Raw genomic sequence first — 20,302 nt, 5'->3', positions numbered from 1 at the left:
CTTTTGGCTCTTGTTCATTCGATTTCATGATTTCTTTTTTACCTCGATGCGTGTCTCGATGCTACTTATCGGTCGTGGGCTACCTGTGCTGCTGGGCCTGCTACTCTCGGCCTGCGGCGCCACTTCGTTTCTGAGCGTAACGCCCCGGCAAGCGAACGGCCCCTGGGTTAATGGGCACCCCACCAGCCTTATTCGCCACCCCGACAGCGTGCAGGTGCGCGCCGGGTTTATTCGCTCTGAGCCCGCGGAGCTAGTATTCGAAACGGAAATTACCAATACCTCCGACCGGCCTGTGCTAGTGGCTCCCGAAACCTTTTACCTGCTGCTACTGCCGCCCGACTCAGCGGCCGAAGCCACCATGACCAAAGGCATCTTTGACAGCCGGGTACCCGCCCTCAACCCCGAAGTGCAGCTGCAGCAGCTCCGCGCCAAGCTCGACAAGGAAGCCGACAAGGCTACTGGTGTTAGTTGGTTTGAAATTCTGACTAGCGCTACCCACATTGCCGAGGACGTAGCCAGCATCAGCAAAAAGGAAACCGCCGAGCAGGTTGCGGAGCGCGACTACCGCCACCAAAGCGACGAAGCGTACTTTGATGAGCAGCGCGAAAACCACGCCCAGAAAGCCGACCACCTGTATATTCAGCACGAAACCCTAGCCGCCGTGGTTCTGCGCAAAACCACCCTGGAGCCCGGGCAGCGCGTGCGCGGCCACGTATATTTTCCGCGCAAAGATTACGCGAAGCGGCTACGGCTGGTGGTGTTCTTCGATGAACGGCCCGTGCAGTTCGAGTACACCCAAACCATGCAGCGGCACTAGGTTGGGTAAACAGTCGGAACTGTTGCTTTGCCTAAGTAGCCCTGCAGAGGCGTCCTATCCCTTGTGCTTACATGCAGAATGGCAGAATCAGCACGCGAGATGCTTCGCTATGCCCGGCGTGACAGTTATTAACCTACCCGGTAATACCTTCTCTAGAACCTACCGAAGTGTAACTACAGGCACGGCAACTGCTACTCTGTAGAAGCAGGCTTCCGAAAGGGCTAGCCGAAAACGTCTGGTATGCCCGATGAAACTCTGAAAATAAACAGGACAGCAATTCGTTGAGTTATACTTTCCTGGAGCCTCTATTGCCAGACCTTATTGCTGTTGTATTAACGTGCATTTCTTCTACCGCGTCACGGAAGCAAAACACTGGATTGCCGCTCAGAAAACAGGTTTTTTTGCCAGCCCCGACCTGTTAATTACCGGATTTATTCACGCCTCACCCCCGCAACAGGTGCTGGTTACGGCTGGCTTGTATTTTGCCACCGAGCCGGAGGTTCTAGCCCTGGAAATTGATATGGACCTGCTTCGCGCCCTTGGTATTGAGGTGGAACTACAGTGGCGGGAAGAGCGAGAAGCGACGTTTGCTCACATTTTCGGTCCTATTCCACTTAGCGCCGTACGGCGTGTGCTCACCCTGCGTAGCAACGCAACCGGTCAGTTCCATTTTAATCAGCAGCCCGCGTCGTAAGCATTTCCGGCTGGCTGTTAGGTACAAAACAAAGCCCCGCTCCTAGCTGAAGCGGGGCTTGCTGTTTACACGAACTCGGCTAGTTCTAGCCACCGCTCGCCTTTGCTGTCCAGGTCGGCATCGGTGCGCTTGAGCTGGGCGGCCCAGTCGGCTAGCTCCTGGTGAGAACCGGTGCCGGAGTTGAGCTTTTCAATGAGTTGCTGCTTAACGACTTCCAGTTGTTCCAGCTCCTTCTCCAGGGTTTCGTATTCCTTTTTCTCGGCGAAGGTAGCCTTGCGCTTAGCCGCGGCTGGGGCTGCCACCGGTGCGGGCGGCGCGGCCACCGGCGCCGCCGATACCGTGCCTTTGGGTGGTCGGGCGGCTGTTTCGGCGTCCTGCTCCTTTTGCCACTCGCGGTAGTCGGTGTAGTTGCCGGGGAACTGCCGGATGTTGCCGCCGGGCTCCAGGGCAAACACCTGCTCCACCAGCGCGTCCATAAAGTACCGGTCGTGCGACACGATAATCAAACAGCCCTGGAAGTTGAGCAGGAAATCTTCCAGAATGTTCAGGGTGATGATGTCCAGGTCGTTGGTTGGTTCGTCGAGAATCAGGAAGTTCGGATTCTTGATGAGCACGCGCAACAGCTGCAACCGGCGCTTTTCGCCCCCGCTGAGCTTGCTAACCAAGGTGTACTGCTGGGCTGGCGGAAACTGGAAGTGCTGCAGAAACTGCGAGGCCGTAACGCTGCTGCCATCGGCCATTTCCACCACTTCCGCTACCTCCTTCACAATGTCAATTACGCGCTGCGAGGGGTCGAAATCCAGCTCCGTCTGGGTGTAGTAGCCGAACACGGTGGTCTGGCCGGCATCTACTACCCCGAGTCGGGCGCGAGCTTGCCGGTGAGCATGTTCAGCAGCGTCGACTTGCCGGCGCCGTTCGGTCCTACCAGACCAATCCGGTCCTTTTTCTTGAACACGTAGCTGAAGTCCTTCAGCACCACCTTGCCGCCGAACTGCTTGTGCAAGTGCTCTACCTCGATGATTTTGCCGCCCTGGCGGGTGGTTTTCACCGATAGCTCCATTTCCGGGCCTTTCACGCGGCCCTTGGCTTTTTCCTGGGTGTCGTAGAAAGCGTCGATGCGAGCTTTTTGCTTGGTGCCGCGGGCCTGGGGCTGGCGGCGCATCCACTCCAGCTCCTTGCGCAGCAGGTTGCGGGCCTTTTCCACTTCGGCCGTTTCCATCTGCTCCCGGTCGGCTTTCTTCTCCACGAAGTAGGAGTAGTTGCCCTGGTAGCGGTGCACGCGACCCTGGTCCAGCTCCACAATTTCGTTGGCCACTTTATCCAGGAAATACCGGTCGTGGGTAACCATGAGCAAGGTGAGGGTAGGGGAGGCCAGCCGGTTTTCCAGCCACTCAATGGTAGCTAGGTCCAAGTGGTTGGTAGGCTCGTCGAGGATGAGCACGTCGGGCTCCTCAATAAGCACCCGGGCCAGGGCCACGCGCTTGCGCTGCCCCCCGGAGAGCTTGCTCACGGGCCGCTCCAGCAAATCACCGAGGATGCCCAGGCGCCCCAGGATTTGCTTTACCTGGGCGTCATAATCCCAGGCATTATAGGTGTCCATTAGCTCCATAACCCGTTGCAGGTCGTTGGCAGAATGGTTCGGGTCGTTGACGACATGCTCGTAGTCGCGGATGGCAGCCAAGGTATCGTTCTGGCTGGCAAAGATGGTTTGCTCTACATTTAGCGACTCATCGAACACCGGCTGCTGCCCCAGAAAGGACACCCGGATGTCTTTGCGCACGCTCACCTCGCCGGTGTCCGGCGGCTCTAGGCCGGCCAGAATGCGCAGCAAAGTGGTTTTACCCGAGCCGTTGATGCCTACCAGGGCCACACGCTGCCCCTGTTGCAGCCCGAAGTTCAGTTCCCGGAACAGCCACCGGTCGGCGTAATTTTTCGAAAGATTCTCAGCAGAAAGCAGATTCATAGCCGCAAAGGTACGACCGGTCGGGTGGTGAAACAGGGAAATGGTGAAATAGTGAGGTGGTGCATGACGCGTCGTGGCGAGCGGGGCGCGGCCATTCCTCCTGACCAGCCTGCTACCCCTGGAATTGGGACAAGCGTTTGACGACTGTGCTAGCGTCGAGGGCTTGTCACGCTATTAGGTGTCTGGTCGTAAGAGAGGAAAGATGGCTTCGATGCGCTTGCTATGACAGCACTTCACGTATTCGCTCATTCGCCACCTCACCATTGCACTATCTCACCTTATATATCCGGCAGCGGAAGTTACACGCCTGTAGTTGCGTGCGCATGGCCGGGGTAAACCCTTCGAACCCGTAGGCCGGTAGGGTGAGAAAGTGGGGCGCATCGAGGAGGCGGTGGTAGCTAGCCGGCGCGGCAACTGGCTGGCAGTTTGAGCTGAGCAGAGGATACAGGAAAGTGAAGTTGACAAGTAGCAGGGAGTCGGGTGGGGTAGCGGGCGGGGCGAAACGGCGCGCAGGGGGCACCGGGTAGTTTAGCAAGGGCCAACGCCGCCTTCATTCAGGTAGCGCAGGGGAGCAGTGGGCGGCAGGTGGTAGGCGGCCAGCACATCGCGCGGATAGGCCAGGGCCAGATACGCCCGCCCGAAGCGCCCCAAGTGTACCAGTGCGGCTCCCACCAGCAGAATAGTGGCCGCCCGGCGCAGCAGGCCAGGGCGTAGCAAGTGCAGGGCGGTACCGGCATACAGCACCAGAAATGGCAGGAAAAAATGAACAAGTCGGCCGTAGAACACCAGCTGATGGGCAAAAAACACGAGGCTGGCGTGGCCCAGCCAGGCGACTAGCGGCGCCAGGGCTACCACCCGGGTAAGCGGCGCAGGGTGCTTCGTGAGCAAAGCCCACAGACCAGGTAGCGCGAGCAGCAGCAACAGGCCACCCGTCGGTCCCTCCACCTGCCAGAGGTAGCGCGGTAGAAAAGAAAACCCTTCTCCGAAGTCGCCCTGATTTACCGTGGCCGGCAGATGCTGCAGGGTGCGTAGGTAGGAAATATGCCCCACCCGCGTCAGGATTTCCAGCGGAGCCACTACCAGCCCCGCGCCGGCCAGAAAGCCCAGCGCTGCCCGCTTCCACTGCGTCCGTCTGGTGGAGGCCAGCGCCATGGCCCCTGGCAGCAGAGGAGCAAAGTAGTAGCCCGGATACACCGCAAACGCCAACACGCCTAATGTGCCCGCCAACAGGCCCCGGCGCCACGGGCTGCGTAGCGCCGCCGTGGGGCAGAGAGGAGCACCAACGCTAGTAACACCAAGCCCAGGGCCGTATCATAAGGAAACAAGTGCCGGACGTAGAGCTGGCTACTAGCCAAAGCCGAATAGACGATCAGAACTGTATTCGCGGCGGAAACGGGCAGCCAGCGCCGGGCCAGCCGCCACAACAGCGCCATGTTCAGCGCCAACACCAGCCAGCCAAAAAGTTGGGGCAGTAACAAGGAGGCCGGGGAGGTAGGCGGTAGGTGCCAGAAATACTCAAGTGCAACCTGCCCGGCCGCCACAGGCAGGCGGAGCAGGGCATCGGCGGGACGGCCCTGGGTGTTGGCCAGGTGCAGACAGGCCAGCTCGAAGTGGCCCTCCAGCATGGCTGCTACCGCCTCCACCGATTTTAAATGCCGCTCTTCATCCGGAAATGCCAGCGCCCCTCCGGTCGTCAGGGCCCAGAGGCGACCCGCTAAAATCAGCAGCAGAGGTAGCCCCGGCCAGAGCCACCGGCCTCCGGCCGCCCGCGCCAGGGCAAATACGTTGGGCATAAAAACAGCGTAGCGGTTGCCCGGCAATAAGCAGCCGCACCAAAAGGAATAAGCCGAAGCTACAAGAGGATATGCGACAAAGGCACGCGTTATGAGCCAGTACAGGCCAAAAGAACCGCCTCCGATAAGGCCCGCAAAGTTAAATCACCCGCACTCGGTCGCGGTTGGTGTCGTCGCGCAGGATTTCCAGGCCCCGGTACGCCAGCGGGCGGCCGGTGTTGTGGGTCAGGGGGCCGCCATCGGCGTGCAAATGCGCCACATCGAGCACCAGCTGGGTGTATTTTCGCTCCCCTAACTCAATGGCGACGGGGCGGCCTTGGCCAGAATCGAAGCCAGCCAGGGCTTGGTCAATTTCTTCCAGAACTTTACTCATAACTCAGGACGGCACGCGTGAAGGCAGGAAATATAGGAACTTGTCGGGATTGTGTGCTAGCGGCTGCGCATTATCCTACGTAAACCGGCTGGCCTGACCTGTCTTGCTGGCGCTGCGCCGCCGCTTGGCACGGACCTCAGAACACCTCGTACCTTCGCCCGGCTATGGCATCAACTTCCCCTGACTTAACTACGCGGCCCATCGGCGTTTTCGATAGCGGCATTGGCGGCCTTACGGTGGCGCGGGCCGTTAACCGCGTACTACCCCACGAGCGACTCGTGTACTTCGGCGACACGGCCCACCTGCCCTACGGCGACAAAAGCACGGCGGCTATTCAGGCTTACTCAGTCAAAATCTGCGACTTACTGCTCAAGCAGCAGTGCAAAGTGATTCTGATTGCTTGCAACTCGGCCTCGGCCGCCGCCTACGAGCTAGTACGCGAGTACGTGGGCTCCAAGGCGCGGGTGCTGAACGTAATCGACCCCATTGTGGCCCACGTAGGTCAGCAGTACGCGGGCCGAACGGTGGGCCTCATTGGCACCAAGCAAACCGTGAACAGCAACGTGTACCGCAAAAAAATAGATGACTTAGATGCCGGCGTGCAGCTGCAGAGTTTGGCTACCCCGCTGCTGGCCCCCATGATTGAGGAAGGTTTTTTTGACAACACCATTGCCGGCAACATCATTGAAAGCTACCTCTCCAACCCCAGCCTGGAGGGCATTGAGGCCTTGGTGCTGGCCTGCACGCACTACCCGCTCATCAAGCAGCAGATTGCCGCGTTTTACCAGGGCCGGACGGAAGTGCTGGACGCCTCCGACGTGGTAGCAGCCCACGTACAGCGCTACCTCACCGAAAACCACTTGGCTGCCCGCCCCGGCCCGGCGGCCCCCGCGCACCATTTCTACGTATCAGATTTTACCCGATCTTTCGAGGAAAGCACCCGCATCTTTTTCGGGCAGGAAGTACACCTGGAGCACTACCCGTTGTGGGAGTAACGTGCCGGTTGCCCCACTCGCCCGCTTTCTATTATCCTTCGTCCTACTTACCTGACTTCCTATGAACAAGCCGTATTACCAACTCGGAGACTGGCGGCGCAACGTATTGCTGGTGGCAGCCGCCACGAGCCTGGGCCTGCTGCTACCCGCCTGTTCCGGCAACTCGTCTGACACGGAGCAGACCGCCCAGGGTAGCTGGGGCAGTGAAAGCAACGGTAACGCCGACTCCTACTCCGAAGGCGTTATCACGGAGATGACGGAGGTGAAGCCCGGCGAGTGGAAAATTACCGCCGAGCGGCCCGCTGGTAAGGAAGAGGTAGCCGCCGTGCTTCATCATTTCGATGGCAAGGTAGATACGCTGCAGGGCCAGGCGTTGCAGCGGCAAATGCAGGAGTACACCCGCGTAAACCCCGAAAACCGCGTGGGCGGCACCAGCATGATGGACATTCTCATGTGGGGCGGCATTGGTTACATGGCTGGCCGCTTCTTGACGCCCAACGTAGGTGCCTACGCCAACCCGGGCCTGGTGCAGCAGAACAACGGCTGGCGCGCCCGAGTAGCCAATGAACGGGACCAAGGCCGGGGCTTCTTTGGCCGGGGCTTCGCTGGAAACCGAACGGCTGCTTCTTCCGGCATCCGGCCCAGCTCTAGTGTCACGCGGAGCACGGGCTACGGTCGGGGCAGTATCCGCAGCAGCGCCCCTAGCTCCAGCCGCAGCTCGGGTTCGGTAGTCGGGGTGGCAGCCGCGGGTTTGGCGGCTAGAATCTAAGGTGCCAGCGCCCCAGCCGCGCCAGATACGCCTTGCTCTTTTACTCCGTTAGTTTGCCTTCCTTATGCCGAATACAATTCACTTATTGCCTTTATCGGGCGACGTAGCGCCTTCTGTGCGGGCCTTGGGCTGGGAGTGGGCGGTGGAAGATGCCTGCCAGAATTACGTGGCCCGCGAGGCCGTGCAGCTGTCCGAAGCCGAAGCCGACGCCTTACTGCAGGCCACGGATACGCTCTACGACCTGTTTGTGCAAAGCATTCCGGATGAGCTGCCCGACACGTTTCTGCGGGAGCTGGCCATTCCCGAGAACCTCTGGCAGGCCGTGCGCCACTCCTGGCACGATGAGCGACACTGGCACGTGTACGGCCGCTTTGATCTGGCCCAAACCCCCGATGGCCCCAAGCTGCTGGAGTTCAACGCCGATACGGCCACTGGCTTGCCCGAAACTGCCGTAGTGCAATGGGCTAGCCTTATGGCGGCTAATCTGGCTGACGATGACCGCCAAGCCAACGGCCTCTTTGAAGGACTGCAGGCCCAACTGGCCCACTGGCAGGGACTGAACGCCGATCTGGAGCCTACCTTGTTATTGCTGCACCTACCTGATAGCGCCGAGGATGCTACCAACTGCACCCTTGTAGCGGAAGCCGCCGCCGAAGCGGGCTTTACTCAGGTGCACATCTGTTCCGTGGATGAAATGCAGGTAGCCGTGCAGGGGAGGAGCGGGGCGTGTGGGCCCAAACCGCCCCGAGCAGTGGCAACGCTTCAGCTTTGTATTCAAGCTGGTGCCCTGGGAGCTGCTGGCCGAGGAGGAACCCGACCTCACCCGCGACCTGACGGAGCTACTGCGCAGCCGCGACGTGGTCATTGCCAACCCGGCTTACTCCCTGCTGTTTCAAAGCAAGGGCATTTTGGCGTGGCTCTGGCAGTGCTTTCCCCATCATCCGCTTCTGCTGGAGGCGTCTCGCTCGGCTCTGACCGGGCATCAGGTAAGCAAACCCGTGTTGGGCCGAGAGGGCAAGACATTGCCGAGCTAGGAGGCGCGGCGGACGCGGCCAGCTCCGTAGCTGGCGACTACGCTGATCAACCGATTATCTACCAGCGCTTTGCCGAGCTGCCCACCGATGCCAGTGGTCGTTTGTACCAAGCTGGGGTCTTCTGGGCGGGGGGCGCCTGCGCCATTGGCTACCGCCGCGAGGTCGGCATTATTACAAACCTGTCGGAGTTCGTGCCGCACGTGCTGACGTAGGGCCGTCGCCACAGCTTAGGTAGTGTGCCGCGCTCTTCACCCCAAATGGTGAGGGGCGTGGCACACTTGTTTTTACGCTATGTGATATTATGGCAAGAATATATTTCAATAAATATAGTTTCAATGACTTGCATTATTTTGCTAAATAATTACATTTATACCGTCGTGTTGGCTACTACTTCACCACCGGCTTCTTTCTCTTCTTTCCAGCTTCTTGTCCTGAGTCAGCTTTGCCGTCTGAAGCTTCCTTGGTCGCATTTTACGCTCTTGTGGCAATGGCCTCTGCATCCAAACCAAAGTCATCCAGTGCTGCCCCTACCCCCATATTCTGGTGGCGACCTTGGGTGATGGGGCTCAGTTGTTGGCTTCTGCTCTGCCTGCTAGCTACCCGGGCACAAGCCCAAACTCCGGCTAAGCCTGGGTCCAAGCCCAAAGTTCAGAAAGAATCGGAGGCGGCTCCGCTGTCGGCTAAAAAGCTGGAGGAAGCCCTGCAGCTACTGCTTAAAGCCACCTCTGACTCGGCCCAAAACCGGCAGCGCCGGCAGTTCCGCCCCACGGAAATTGAAGGGCTGGTGATGGACCAGACCATTACCAAAGTAGGTCACGACTTCTACGATGAGTTCTTTACCAAGTGGGAGGCTCCCGCAGAACTCGGCGACTACACCATCGTGATTCGGGAAAAGCCCGCCCGAGGCACCAGCACGCTGATATCAGTTGAGGTGAACGACAACGAATTGGTGGAGCTGCCCCTGCAGCCTAAAGCCGAGGCTATTGAAGAAATGGCCGCCTACGCCCTGGAGGTTGCCACCAGCTTTTTACAACAAACCCGCAACGAAAGCCGGCAGCTAGAGCGCGGCGGCCGCGCGCCGGTTGAAGTTTTTTAATCTGCTACCTCACCCACATTCCTTTCTATATGACTCAGTATCTACTACGAGTAGCCTTGGTAGTAACGCTGGCCTTAGGCGCCCACTGCGCCACGGGTCAAGACCTGGTATATGAACCCAAGAACCCTTCCTTCGGGGTGGCAACACGTTTAACTACGCCTGGCTGCTCAGCTCGGCGCAAGCCCAGAATACCATTGATGACCCGGCGGCTACCGTGAACAACCCTTTCCAGCAGGATCCGCTAAAGCAGTTTGAGCAAAACCTGAACCAGCAGATATTAGGTCAGCTAGCCCAGCGCCTAATTGGCAACCAGTTTGGGAGCGGCGGCAATGGGCAGGGCTTGCAGGCCGGCAACTATACGGTTGGTTCCTACCAGATTAACGTGGTGCCTTCCAACGGAGGATTCTCCATCCAGATTACCGATACCAGCACGGGTAATCAGACCACGGTAACCGTTCCCTACTTCTAAGCGCCGCTTCCCGGTAGCCCTATGTTGCTCGTTGTGTATCGTCGGTTGTTGGTTGTGGTGTTGCTATCCGGAGCCGTTACGGCTTGTGCTCCGTACTTTCATCAGCCCTTTAAAGTAGAGCAGGCCCGGCTGGGGGCCGAGGTGCAGGGCAACCAGCTGCTGCGGCAGCTGCCCGAGCCGCGGGAGCGAATTGTAGCCGCTGTGTACAAATTTCGCGACCAAACCGGGCAGTATAAGCCCAGCCAAAATGGCTCGAGCTTTTCCACGGCCATTACCCAGGGCGGCACGAGCATTCTGCTGCGGGCCTTAGAAGAGTCGCGGTGGTTTAACCCTATTGAGCGCGAAAACCTGGGAAATCTGCTGAATGAGCGGAAAATTATTCGCTCTAGCCGGGCTGAGTACCAGGAAATGACGGGCCAGCGCCAGCCAGCTCTGCCTTCCCTGCTGTTTGCCGGTATCATCCTCGAAGGCGGCATCATCTCCTACGATGCTAATCTGATTACCGGGGGCGCGGGTCTGCGCTACTTTGGGGCCGGCGCCTCGGGCCAGTACCGGCAAGACCGGGTGACGGTGTATCTGCGGGCCATCAGCACCAGCACGGGCGAGATTCTCAAGACGGTGTACACTTCCAAAACCATCTTGTCCCAGCAGGTTGACGCCAGCTTGTTTCGCTTTGTGAACTTCAAGCGCCTGCTGGAAACCGAAACCGGCTTCACGTACAATGAGCCCACGGAAATGGCTGTCAAGGAAGCCATTGAAAAATCGGTGGAGGCACTGGTGTACGAGGGGATTCAGGAGCAGCTGTGGGCCCCGCGCAATGAGGCCGACCGGAAAGGCCCCGCCCTGGCCGAATACCTACAAGAAAAGCGGGAAAATGCCGACATAGATGTGCTGGGTCGGGTGCAGCGCGACCGGCGCGGCCGGATTGGCCTGGGCCTGAGCGGGGCTACCATCCGCTACAATGGCGACTTTAGCCGACCCCAGGTGCGGGGCGGTGGCGAGCTGAACCTGCGCTACCAGGCGGCCAACCCGAAGTTCTCAGGAGGCATCAACATCGGCCGCTTCGAGTTAGGCGCCGGCGACTTCTACCGGGAAACCTTTAACTACCTTGAATTGAGCGGGCAGTACCGCCTATTCCCGCGCGACCGGTTCACTCCTTATGTAACCGTGGGAGGAGGGGTGACTACCCGCGCGGCTGGCGCTACTACCCAAACGGCGCTAGGGCATGTGCTAGGCGGAATAGGCATGGAGGTGTTGCCCACTGACCGGGTAGGCATAAGCCTAAGCGTTGATAACCACTATTACCTGACCGATCAGCTGGACCAATTATCCCTTGGCAAGTACAACGATTCTTACTGGGCTCTTCGTGCTGGCTTTACTTTCTACCTGGGCCGAAACAAAGGAAAAGTAACACCAGCGCCTGTCCGTTAAGCTCCTCTGTCGTTCTCTTATAAGGGATTTAATATATTCATAAAGTTATTATATAATTATGTTGGTAAAAATTATAACAATATTTATTGATGACATCTTGACTTTTAACTTTTATAATATATGTTTGTATCATTCCTCCGGAGGGAATAATAAATAGTGATTTAGTTCAATAAAAGTTGCCTCCCATTCCCCAAATCTTCCCCACCATGAAAAAAATCTCGTTCCTCGCTGCATCCCTTCTAGTAGCCGGAGGTGCTTTCGCCCAGGGCAATACTCAGTCATCCACATCTACAGGTAATGCAAACAGTGTTACAGTAACGCAGAGCGGTAGCTCCAGCTCGGCCGTTGGCACGCAGTTGGGCAATAGCAACGCTCTCACCCAGTCACAGTCCGGGGGCTCCAGCAACTCCGCAACTTCCAATCAGCGCGGTGATTCCCAGCGTGCCTTCCAGACCCAGGTAGGTTCCTCGAACACGGCCAGCGTTCGGCAAGGTGACGGCATGCCGCTAGACAATGGCAACCTCTCTACGCAAACCCAGACCGGTAACAGCAACAGAGCTTCCGCTCAGCAGCTCAGCGGTGCCAACATCTCTACTCAGGAGCAGACGGGTACTACGAACGAAGCCACTGTATTCCAGAGCGGCAGCGAAGGTAACGTAGCCCGTCAGCGTCAGCGCGCTTCTATTGATTATAGCGCCCAGAACAACAAGGCTAGCATCTCGCAATTGGGTAGCGGCAACAACGCCGACCAGGACCAGCGTGGTTTGTTCAACGAAGCTACTGCCATCCAGGACGGGGTTGGTAACCGCTCTGCCCAAACCCAGGGCGTAATTGTACACAGCTTCAATGGCCGCGCTTTCGTGGAGCAGATTGGTAACGGCAACTCGGCCTCGCAAACCCAGGTGTACGACAACCAGAATGCCCGGATTGAGCAGACTGGCAACAACAGTGTTGCTGTGCAAGAGCAGGCGTCACTGGTTGACTTCCAGGCTGGCAACAGCGCTTACATTGACCAGGATGGTGACAGCCACTTCGCTCGTCAGCGTCAACTGGGTGCCGCCAACCAGGCCAGCACCTACCAGGGCTCGAATGGTAACAGCAGCGACGTACTGCAAGTGGGCAACAACAACGTGAGCGTTGTAAAGCAGAACCACCCGTAGTTTCTGCGCTTAAACGTCCTGCCTAACCGGTAGAAGTCAGGTAGCACCTCTTGGAACCACCGGTTGGTCTGGGGGTGCTACCTACACGTTTAAGCCTACCCCTTGTAGCGGTTGAGTTGGCTTCTCTTGCTTCGTGCTTTGCCGGCTCCGTGTTCCAGTTTTCTTCCTACCGAAAGCACCATGCCTACCCTCCAGTGGCAGGGTGCTTTTGGTCGTTAAAAAGAATTTTACCATTTGTATTTTTTTATTAAAAAATAAACCTATTTTTATAACGCCTCACCGTGGCTTTTGCCTCTATATTTCTATAAATCAGAGTAGTTACTTTCCTCTCATTGGTTTTTCCTTTTTGCATATGAAACCTACTACTGTGAAGTATGTACCGCTGGCCCTGCTGCTAAGTATTGGGGCCGCGCGGGCTCAGGGCAACCGTGACCCGGACGGCGTAAGCACTGGGCAGCAACTCATTCAGGCCTTTGGTACTAGCCAGCTGACCCCCAGCGAAGTGGCCGCCAGTGCAGCTGGTGTCAACCAGGCTACCCTGGTTCAGCAGGGCAATGCCAACATGAGCACCATCAGCCAGACGCTGCTTAGCGCGGGGCAGGGCAACATGGCGGCCGTGCTGCAGAACGGCAACAACAATGCCGCCGCCGCGCTACAAAACGGAGTGAATAACCGAACTACCATCACCCAGATCGGCAACAGCAACGTGGCCGTCAGTGATATTACTGGTTACAACACCGAGTCCACTATTCTGCAGAACGGGAACCGCAACCAAGTGGAACAGCAGCTTATCCGGGACAGCCAGCGCTACACCGTGGAACAGCTAGGCAATAACAACAACTTGGTGCAGCGCGAAACCAGCGGTACTACCCCTGGCTACAACGTGACCATGAAGGGGAACGGAATCCAGATTATGATTGAACAGGGCCGGGTTTCCCGTCTGCCCTAGCTCTAAGCACCACCAGGCCGGAATGGCTGGTATAAATCCGGCCTGGTGCTGCCGAGTGGTAGTAGCTTTTTCCAACGTGTACCCTCACCGCTAGCGTTGCTAATGCCATGAAGAGATACCTGCTTATTGCCGCTTTACCCTTACCCATGTCTATGCAACAAACGCTACCTGCTCAACCGGAACCTGCGCCCTGTCAGGCCCGCCTAGCCACCCACCAGGAAGGCAACATGCTGACCCTGATAGGGGAGGGGCAGAACAACACGGCTCACCCCATGCGCCTGCGCTATGAGCTCCTGACCAGCCGCCAGGGCAAAGCCGGTACCTCGCGCAATGCGCAATCTGGTAACGTAACGCTGGCCCCCAACCAAAAAGCTGCTCTATCCCAGACTTCCATCAACATCGCCCCGTCTGATCATTACCAGATTCATCTGCGCCTCTTTGATAGCCAGAACCATGTAGTAGCCCACGACTCGCTGCTACAATAACACTATATCTGTTCCTGCTAACTCTGGTACCCTCTCCGCTAGCGTTGCGCCCTGTTCCGCCTTCCACCCATAGCCACTCTATGTTTTCGTTTTTACGCCTAGCAACCCGGCTGCTGCTGGTTCTGTTGCTTAGCCAAGGTTTGTTTGCTTGTGAAGATACTACCGTTGAGCCTGGGCAAAATGGTACGTTAGAAGGAGTGGTGCTGGATGCTGTAAACAATCAACCCGTTGCTAACGCCGCTATTACCACCAACCCCGCTACCTCTTCCTACACCACTGATGCTCAGGGAAAATTCGCCATAGCAGGCGTGCCCTTGGGTAAATACGCCCTAAGTATCCGCAAAACGGACTACAAGCAGGAAACGGTAAATGTGCAGGTAAACCAGAATACTCCAACCGAGGTAAAGGTTATCCTGGAGCGGGCGGCCGGGGCGAACAAGCGCCCCAACGTTCCCACTACCCCAACGCCCACCGACCGGGCCACCAACCAGCCCACGTCGGTAACGCTCCGCTGGCGCTCTACTGACCCCGATGGGAAAACAGATACTCTTCGCAACGACGTTATCCTTTACGAAAGCGGCTCCACGGACCGTCGGCAACTGCTGAGTAACTCCCGCGACACGACCGTAGTGGCCAGCAACCTGAAGTACAATACTACCTACTTCTGGCAGGTAACCGTGCGCGACAAAGCCGGCGAAACGGTAAAGGGCGACATCTGGAGCTTCCAAACTAGGGCCCAGCCAGACAACCGCTTTTTGTTTGCCCGGGAGGAAAATGGAAATACCGATGTGTATTCCTCCGATGAAACCGGCGCCAATTTACTTCGCCTCACCAACTCGCCCTTCGTTGAAACCGCCCCGCAGCTAAGCCCTAACCGCGACCGGGTAGCCTACACCTCCAACGCAACCGGGCAATTTCAGATTTACACAATGAACCGGGACGGCTCCGATGCGCGCCAGGTAACCCTGATACCCGTGGACGGCTACTTTAACCAAGGAATCGGGTACCGCTGGTCGCCGGACGGGGCGCAGCTATTATATAGTAGTTACAACAAGCTCTACCGCATCAACCGCGACGGTACCGGTCTGACGCTGCTGGCCACGGCGCCCCAAGACCGCCATTTCCGCGAATGTGACTGGACGGCCCAGGGAAACCGTATCGTCGTGCAAACGGTAGGCGTTAGTGTATACGATGCGGAACTCTACCTGTTCAATGCCGATGGCTCGAACCGTACGCTACTCGTCAGCAACCTGCCGGGCCGCCTCGACTCGCCTTCATTCAGCGTAGATGGGCGGCGGGTGCTCTATACCCGGGACTTGGATGGCTACGAAGATGCGACGGGCCGGCAGCTAAACGCGCACATCTTCACGCAAAATCTTGATGGCACCGGAGTAGTGGACGTGTCAGCAGGCCCCGGCGGAACGTCTTCCACGAGCAAGGCGAACGGCTTCAACGACATAGTGCCCCGCTACGCTCCAGATGGCTCAAAGATCATCTTCGCGCAGGTTAACAATGTAAACCGCTCTACGCCCGATGTTTACAACGTAGACCTGGACGGCCGCAACCGCACCCGGTTATTCCAAAATGCCACCCTGCCTGATTGGAAATAGAAGACAGTAAGTTAAGATGAGGACGCAACGAAGCAAAGCACACAGCTTTGCTCCGTTTTTTTATGCCCTAACAGTTGATGAGCGTTTGTTCCGCGGCATTTGCTCAATGGTAGTAGCAATAACTCGTGGGCTGTGTAGGAAGTGTTTCACTTGGGTATTAGTGGTGAAGCCCGGTGCTACGATAATATACTAGTATGCAATTATCTATATAATAGATATTTAGCTAGCGTATTTTATTAGCCGCCTATCGTTTACCTTTGCGCGAAGGTCATAAATAGTATGCAGGATTACGCACAGAAACATGCATCTTTGCATTTAGCACAGAATAGAAACAAAGCTGGAGTGTAATTCTGCTTTCCTCTCTAAATGAAAAATCATATTCTATACTTAATAATATAAAGTAGGACTTCGTTGAGAGTTGATTGGCATGAATTGTGATACTCAGCCGCCTAAAGCAGTATATGAGAAAATGTAAAATGTATTATATAACCATTGAAAAGTACTAGTCTTTGGTATAATATCCCCGTATGTGTGCGTGGATCGACAGCCGGGTAGCAAGTCAGCTGTCAGACACCGTATCTATTTCTTACTCCTAGTTTTCTTTTGCAAACCTTCCCTTTCTATAACTCATGAAAAACAAGTACTTGAGTAACCACAAGCGAGGCCATTTGAGCCGCTTATGGGTCCTTCTGGTAATGCTGCTGGCCCTGCCGTTTATGGCGCAAGCGCAGTCGCTTACAGTTAGCCCCGCTACAACTGAAACTAATCCAGATGATTACGGCTCAGTTGCAATTGGGGCAGTTTCAACCCCTGCAAAACAGTATACCTTCACTGGCACCGGTTTATCGGGCAACATAACAGTGAGCTTTGCTAATGCAACCTCCTTCGAGGGTAGTGTTGACAACGTCAACTTCACAAGTTCATTAGTTCTACCATCTAGTGGTGGTACTATCTTTGTTCGTTTCAGACCCCAAAGGTTGGGAACTACTACTGATGAGTTTATTCAAGCTACTGGCCCTGCCAATCGTAGCACAATTTCTGCCTTTATAGATGTTCGTGGTACAGGTACGCCTGGTGCACCTACTATTTCGGTCGATCCTACTGCCCTTGGCTTTGGTAACCAAGTAACCAACACTACCTCGTCGCCGATGAGCGTAAATGTTACGGCTACTTCACTAACGGATGGTATCACAGTTACTGCTCCTGCTGGTTTCCAAGTGAGCACTACTGCCAATGGTACTTATTCGCAAACGTTGACCTTGCCCAAACTGGTGGTGCTGTTAATACAACGGTGTTTGTAGTTTTCACCCCAACCGCTGCTCAGAACTACGTTGATGTAGTAACCTTTGCCAGTGCTGGTGCTACTACTCGTAATGTAAGTGTATCGGGTGTGGGTGTATTGCCTCCCGCTACCTTGGCGGTAAATCCTACCCAGCTTTCTTTCCCCAGCACTCAAGCCGGACAAGTTTCTGCTTCACAAAACTTCACTGTTACGGGTTCTAACCTGACGGACGTTGTTACGGTGACTGCTCCCAGCGGCTTCTTGATTCGTCAAGGAACTTCGGGTAGCTTCGCCCAAACCGTTACACTGACTCCTGTTAACAACTCGGTCAACACTACTCTGCAGGCCCAGTTCGCTCCTACCGCAGCTGGCACTTACAATGCTGCCATCACAGTAGCTACCACGGGTAATGGTGGTGCTAGCGCATCTGTGGCAGTAACAGGAACCGCCACGGCTGCTCCTACTGGTCCGTTTATCGTAGTGAATCCTTCCTCACTGGACTTTGGTACCGTTACTAGCAGTGGATCAGCCCAGACGCTTTCATTCACTGTCAATGCTGGTAACCTGACGGCTCCTTTGGTGCTCACGGCTTCTAACCCTAACATCGAATTCCGTGATGCCACCTCTGGCGGCGACTTCGCCAAGGGCAGCCTTAGCATTGCTCCGAGCAACAACACCGTTTCACCCCGTACTATTGAAGTGAGATTGGTGCAGACTATTGCTACTGGTCCGTTCACTGGTAACATCACTGCCTCTAGCACTGGAGCTACCTCGCAGGTTGTGTCTATCACGGCAAACAACGCAACAGGTAACAACTCCTCCATTAACACTTCCGGCACTCTCCAGCAGTTCTCAACGGTGCCAGGTGTTGCTTCTGCTGTGCAATCCTACCGCGTGTCGGGTACCAACTTGTTGCAAGACATACGTGTAGCTGCGCCAACTTACTTCCAAGTATCCTTGGATCCTGCGTTTGCTGGTATTACTACTACGGGTAACTCTATTACGGTTGCCCGGGTTGGTAACGACGTTCCTGAAACTACAGTTTACGTTCGTTTCCTGCCCCCAGGCGCCTTGGCTACTACCTCGGTTATTCTGAATTCCAGTGAGCCAGCCATTACCCAGGGTGTTTCGGTAGAAGGCACCAGCCGCCCTTCAGTGGCATTGAACAATGCGTTCCAGGAAGTACGGAACATTGTAATTAACACTACTTCGCCTTCTCAGGCACTGGTTATCAATGCCCAGCGTGTACTGCAGCCAGTAATTATTAGCAAGGCGCTAAGTAGCAACCCGTTGAATCCAAACAACGTCGAGCAGTTCGAGCTTTCGCTGGACAACGTAACCTTTACGAACTCCTTGACGCTGACTCCTAACTCGTCGACGTACAGCATTAACCAGCCCATCTACGTGCGGTACAAGCCAACGTACTTAGGCAGTGGCCAGTCAACGCTCCAATTCCAGAGCAATGACTTTGAGAATAAGGCAACTCAGTCTTTCGACCGTAACGCACTGCTCTCGGGTCGCTCGATTGACGTTGAGCCCACTATGCGTAATGTCCCTTCAGTGGTACGTGGCAACACTACGGCGACTGTAACCTTCAACTTGCCCGCTGACTATATTGCTCAAGGTTATGGAGAAGGCCGTTTGATTGTAGCAAGCACTCAGTCGCAATTCCCGGCAGATACGCGGCCAGCTGACGGTACTGGCTACCAGACTGGTAACCAGATTTACGGTGCTGGTGACCAAGTTGCTCCTGGCTTCTATGTAGTGTATGCTGGTGCTAACCAATCAGTAGTAGTAGAAGGGCTGGATGTAGGTACTACCTATTACTTCTACACGTTCGAGTTCAACAATATCAACCCGAACCCAGCTGTACAGATTCAGGGCGCTGAAAACTACCTGTCGCCGCCGGTGCCGAATACCATTCCTGGTATCATTGCTCCTTCGCCGCTGCCCGTTACGCTGGTGTCGTTTGACGCCAAGGTTCGAGGTAGCAAAGTAGCTCTGACTTGGGTTACGGCTTCGGAACTGAACAACAAAGGATTTGAAGTAGAGCGTAGCCGTGATGGTAAGACGTTTGAGTCTATCCTGTCGCGGGAGGGTAAGGGTACTACAACCGCCCGTACTACCTATACTGCCGCTGATGAGCAGCCCCTGAGTGGTACTTCGTACTACCGCCTCAAGCAGACGGATTTTAACGGTACTACCAGCTTCAGCTCACCAGTAGTAATCAACTTCCTCCGTTCCGGCGACGTCACGATGTATCCGAACCCAGTGGAAGATCAGTTGACCATCGAATTGGGTGGCGCTACGGAAGGTGTAATGGTAAGCATCACTGATGCCAGCGGCCGCACGATTCGGAGCCAGAAGCTAGATGCTACCGGCAAGCTGAATATGGGTGACTTGAAAACCGGTACCTACTTGGTAACGGTAGGCGAAGGCGACGCAAAAGTGACGCGTCGTATCGTGAAAAAGTAAAGTCAGCTTACAGCATAATAGAAAAGCGTCATCCTCAAAAAGGGTGGCGCTTTTTTATGTTGGTATGCTACTGGCTTAAATTATATCATACTGATTCCAATCGTTTTTCTTTAGAACCAGTATAAATCCGAATAATCTCCCATTACCAAAACTCCACCTCCCATGAAAACTTCCCTGAAATCATTTCTAGCCGTAGCAGCCTTCCTCACCTTCGCTGCATCTTCTTGCTCCGAACAGACCCAGAAAAACGCGGAAGCTACCGCTGATAGCGCCGCTTCTGATGTTAGCAATGCTACCGATCAGGCCGCCGATGCTACTAGCAATGCTGCCGATAATGTGCAAGCTGACATGGCACCCGAAGCCGGTGACACGGCCGTAGTTCAGAACAAGGAGGCCGATAAGCTAGTAGAAGAAGTGCCTGAAAAGCAATAGTTTCTTCGTTGCTGAATACGTGTGAATAAATAACTCTTACCATATAGGGTAGGAGTACAATAAAAAAGCCCAGGTTTTTAACCTGGGCTTTTTTATTGTACTCAACTAGTATCGTTACACCGAAAAACTCTCCCCACAACCACAGGTGCGGGAAGCGTTAGGGTTATCGAAAAAGAAGCCTTTGCCGTTGAGCCCATCCGAGAAATCGAGCTGGGTACCGGCTAGGTACAGGAAGCTCTTCATGTCAACCACTACCCGTACGCCTTTGTCCTCAAACTCCTGGTCCATGGGCTTGACTTCATTGTCGAAATCAAGCTTGTAGCTTAGGCCGGAACAGCCGCCGCCAGCCACGGAAGCCCGCAGACGATAGGTAGTATCCAGTTCAGCATCTTGCATGAGCTTCTCAACTTTCTCCTTGGCTTTGTCAGAAACGGTAATCATGGGTAAAAAAGCTAATCCGGTCCGCAGGCAATGG

General features: G+C 55.7%; 23 protein-coding genes and 2 pseudogenes. 18 read left to right on the top strand and 7 right to left on the bottom strand.

Going from position 1 to position 20,302, the window contains the following annotated elements; genetic code table 11:
* Window positions 1–10 precede the first annotated feature (10 nt).
* Entirely contained in the window at window positions 11–817 is an 807-nt protein-coding gene (locus MUN84_RS04040; RefSeq protein ID WP_244696757.1) for a hypothetical protein, read from the top strand.
* A 337-nt stretch (window positions 818–1,154) separates the two neighbouring features.
* Window positions 1,155–1,511 carry a DUF952 domain-containing protein gene (locus MUN84_RS04035; RefSeq protein ID WP_244696756.1) on the top strand — a complete coding sequence of 119 codons (357 nt, stop codon included), beginning with the start codon at window positions 1,155–1,157 and terminating at the stop codon, window positions 1,509–1,511.
* 65 nt (window positions 1,512–1,576) lie between these two features.
* Here MUN84_RS04035 and MUN84_RS04030 read toward each other — a convergent pair whose 3' ends face one another.
* The 6 genes and pseudogenes from MUN84_RS04030 to MUN84_RS04005 all read right to left on the bottom strand — a co-directional run bounded on the left by MUN84_RS04030 (window position 1,577) and on the right by MUN84_RS04005 (window position 5,640).
* A complete protein-coding gene (locus MUN84_RS04030; protein ID WP_244698658.1) occupies window positions 1,577–1,987 on the bottom strand; it encodes an ABC transporter C-terminal domain-containing protein in 411 nt (136 codons plus the stop codon).
* Window positions 1,988–2,137: 150 nt separating this feature from the next.
* Window positions 2,138–3,474 (bottom strand): annotated as a pseudogene (locus MUN84_RS04025) (ABC-F family ATP-binding cassette domain-containing protein); the annotation flags it as partial.
* Window positions 3,475–3,742: 268 nt separating this feature from the next.
* Window positions 3,743–3,994, bottom strand: coding sequence for a hypothetical protein (locus tag MUN84_RS04020; protein ID WP_244696755.1), 252 nt, complete (start codon window positions 3,992–3,994; stop codon window positions 3,743–3,745).
* A gap of 8 nt (window positions 3,995–4,002) precedes the next feature.
* Complete coding sequence (locus tag MUN84_RS04015; protein WP_244696754.1) at window positions 4,003–4,701, bottom strand: hypothetical protein; 699 nt, start codon at window positions 4,699–4,701, stop codon at window positions 4,003–4,005.
* Window positions 4,686–5,267 carry a hypothetical protein gene (locus MUN84_RS04010; protein ID WP_244696753.1) on the bottom strand — a complete coding sequence of 194 codons (582 nt, stop codon included), beginning with the start codon at window positions 5,265–5,267 and terminating at the stop codon, window positions 4,686–4,688. The genes MUN84_RS04015 and MUN84_RS04010 overlap by 16 nt, the downstream gene beginning before the upstream one ends.
* A gap of 139 nt (window positions 5,268–5,406) precedes the next feature.
* Complete coding sequence (locus MUN84_RS04005; RefSeq protein ID WP_188558266.1) at window positions 5,407–5,640, bottom strand: hypothetical protein; 234 nt, start codon at window positions 5,638–5,640, stop codon at window positions 5,407–5,409.
* A gap of 164 nt (window positions 5,641–5,804) precedes the next feature.
* On the opposite strand from MUN84_RS04005, the gene murI reads away from it, so the two are divergent.
* The 16 genes and pseudogenes from murI to MUN84_RS03935 all read left to right on the top strand — a co-directional run bounded on the left by murI (window position 5,805) and on the right by MUN84_RS03935 (window position 19,827).
* Complete coding sequence (gene murI / locus MUN84_RS04000; RefSeq protein ID WP_244696752.1) at window positions 5,805–6,635, top strand: glutamate racemase; 831 nt, start codon at window positions 5,805–5,807, stop codon at window positions 6,633–6,635.
* Between the two features lie 61 nt (window positions 6,636–6,696).
* Window positions 6,697–7,404: a hypothetical protein gene (locus MUN84_RS03995; RefSeq protein ID WP_244696751.1), complete on the top strand. Its 708-nt coding sequence runs from the start codon at window positions 6,697–6,699 to the stop codon at window positions 7,402–7,404.
* 64 nt (window positions 7,405–7,468) lie between these two features.
* Window positions 7,469–8,101, top strand: a pseudogene (locus tag MUN84_RS22805) (glutathionylspermidine synthase family protein); the annotation flags it as partial.
* Window positions 8,102–8,132: 31 nt separating this feature from the next.
* Window positions 8,133–8,438 carry a glutathionylspermidine synthase family protein gene (locus MUN84_RS22800; RefSeq protein ID WP_317239192.1) on the top strand — a complete coding sequence of 102 codons (306 nt, stop codon included), beginning with the start codon at window positions 8,133–8,135 and terminating at the stop codon, window positions 8,436–8,438.
* Window positions 8,330–8,650: a glutathionylspermidine synthase family protein gene (locus MUN84_RS22795; RefSeq protein WP_262920695.1), complete on the top strand. Its 321-nt coding sequence runs from the start codon at window positions 8,330–8,332 to the stop codon at window positions 8,648–8,650. The genes MUN84_RS22800 and MUN84_RS22795 overlap by 109 nt, the downstream gene beginning before the upstream one ends.
* Window positions 8,651–8,925: 275 nt before the next feature.
* A complete protein-coding gene (locus MUN84_RS03985; RefSeq protein ID WP_244696749.1) occupies window positions 8,926–9,534 on the top strand; it encodes a curli production assembly/transport protein CsgE in 609 nt (202 codons plus the stop codon).
* A gap of 29 nt (window positions 9,535–9,563) precedes the next feature.
* The gene (locus MUN84_RS03980; RefSeq protein WP_244696748.1) at window positions 9,564–9,752 is read left to right on the top strand and encodes a curli assembly protein CsgF; all 189 of its coding nucleotides are present in this window, start codon (window positions 9,564–9,566) and stop codon (window positions 9,750–9,752) included.
* Window positions 9,698–10,003 (top strand): curli assembly protein CsgF, encoded by a 306-nt coding sequence (locus MUN84_RS03975; RefSeq protein WP_317239191.1) that lies wholly within the window; start codon window positions 9,698–9,700, stop codon window positions 10,001–10,003. The genes MUN84_RS03980 and MUN84_RS03975 overlap by 55 nt, the downstream gene beginning before the upstream one ends.
* A 21-nt stretch (window positions 10,004–10,024) precedes the next feature.
* Complete coding sequence (locus tag MUN84_RS03970; protein WP_244696747.1) at window positions 10,025–11,434, top strand: CsgG/HfaB family protein; 1,410 nt, start codon at window positions 10,025–10,027, stop codon at window positions 11,432–11,434.
* A 206-nt stretch (window positions 11,435–11,640) separates the two neighbouring features.
* Window positions 11,641–12,594 carry a hypothetical protein gene (locus MUN84_RS03965; protein ID WP_244696746.1) on the top strand — a complete coding sequence of 318 codons (954 nt, stop codon included), beginning with the start codon at window positions 11,641–11,643 and terminating at the stop codon, window positions 12,592–12,594.
* A gap of 352 nt (window positions 12,595–12,946) precedes the next feature.
* Window positions 12,947–13,543 (top strand): hypothetical protein, encoded by a 597-nt coding sequence (locus tag MUN84_RS03960; protein ID WP_244696745.1) that lies wholly within the window; start codon window positions 12,947–12,949, stop codon window positions 13,541–13,543.
* 146 nt (window positions 13,544–13,689) lie between these two features.
* Entirely contained in the window at window positions 13,690–14,028 is a 339-nt protein-coding gene (gene csgH, locus MUN84_RS03955) for a curli-like amyloid fiber formation chaperone CsgH (RefSeq protein WP_244696744.1), read from the top strand.
* Window positions 14,029–14,108: 80 nt separating this feature from the next.
* Window positions 14,109–15,638: a carboxypeptidase regulatory-like domain-containing protein gene (locus tag MUN84_RS03950; RefSeq protein WP_244696743.1), complete on the top strand. Its 1,530-nt coding sequence runs from the start codon at window positions 14,109–14,111 to the stop codon at window positions 15,636–15,638.
* A gap of 629 nt (window positions 15,639–16,267) precedes the next feature.
* A complete protein-coding gene (locus MUN84_RS03945) occupies window positions 16,268–16,939 on the top strand; it encodes a hypothetical protein (protein ID WP_244696742.1) in 672 nt (223 codons plus the stop codon).
* Window positions 16,930–19,395 (top strand): T9SS type A sorting domain-containing protein, encoded by a 2,466-nt coding sequence (locus tag MUN84_RS03940; RefSeq protein WP_244696741.1) that lies wholly within the window; start codon window positions 16,930–16,932, stop codon window positions 19,393–19,395. The genes MUN84_RS03945 and MUN84_RS03940 overlap by 10 nt, the downstream gene beginning before the upstream one ends.
* A gap of 162 nt (window positions 19,396–19,557) precedes the next feature.
* Window positions 19,558–19,827 carry a hypothetical protein gene (locus tag MUN84_RS03935; RefSeq protein ID WP_244696740.1) on the top strand — a complete coding sequence of 90 codons (270 nt, stop codon included), beginning with the start codon at window positions 19,558–19,560 and terminating at the stop codon, window positions 19,825–19,827.
* A 114-nt stretch (window positions 19,828–19,941) separates the two neighbouring features.
* On the opposite strand, the gene MUN84_RS03930 is transcribed toward MUN84_RS03935, so the two are convergent.
* Window positions 19,942–20,268, bottom strand: a complete 327-nt coding sequence (locus MUN84_RS03930) for a HesB/IscA family protein (protein ID WP_244696739.1) — start codon at window positions 20,266–20,268, stop codon at window positions 19,942–19,944.
* Between the last annotated feature and the right edge of the window lie 34 nt (window positions 20,269–20,302).

The sequence above is a fragment of the Hymenobacter sp. 5516J-16 genome (assembly GCF_022919335.1).
Taxonomy (GTDB): domain Bacteria; phylum Bacteroidota; class Bacteroidia; order Cytophagales; family Hymenobacteraceae; genus Hymenobacter; species Hymenobacter sublimis.
Note: the sequence above shows the minus strand (reverse complement) of the source record. Positions and strands in the feature narration are given on the sequence as shown.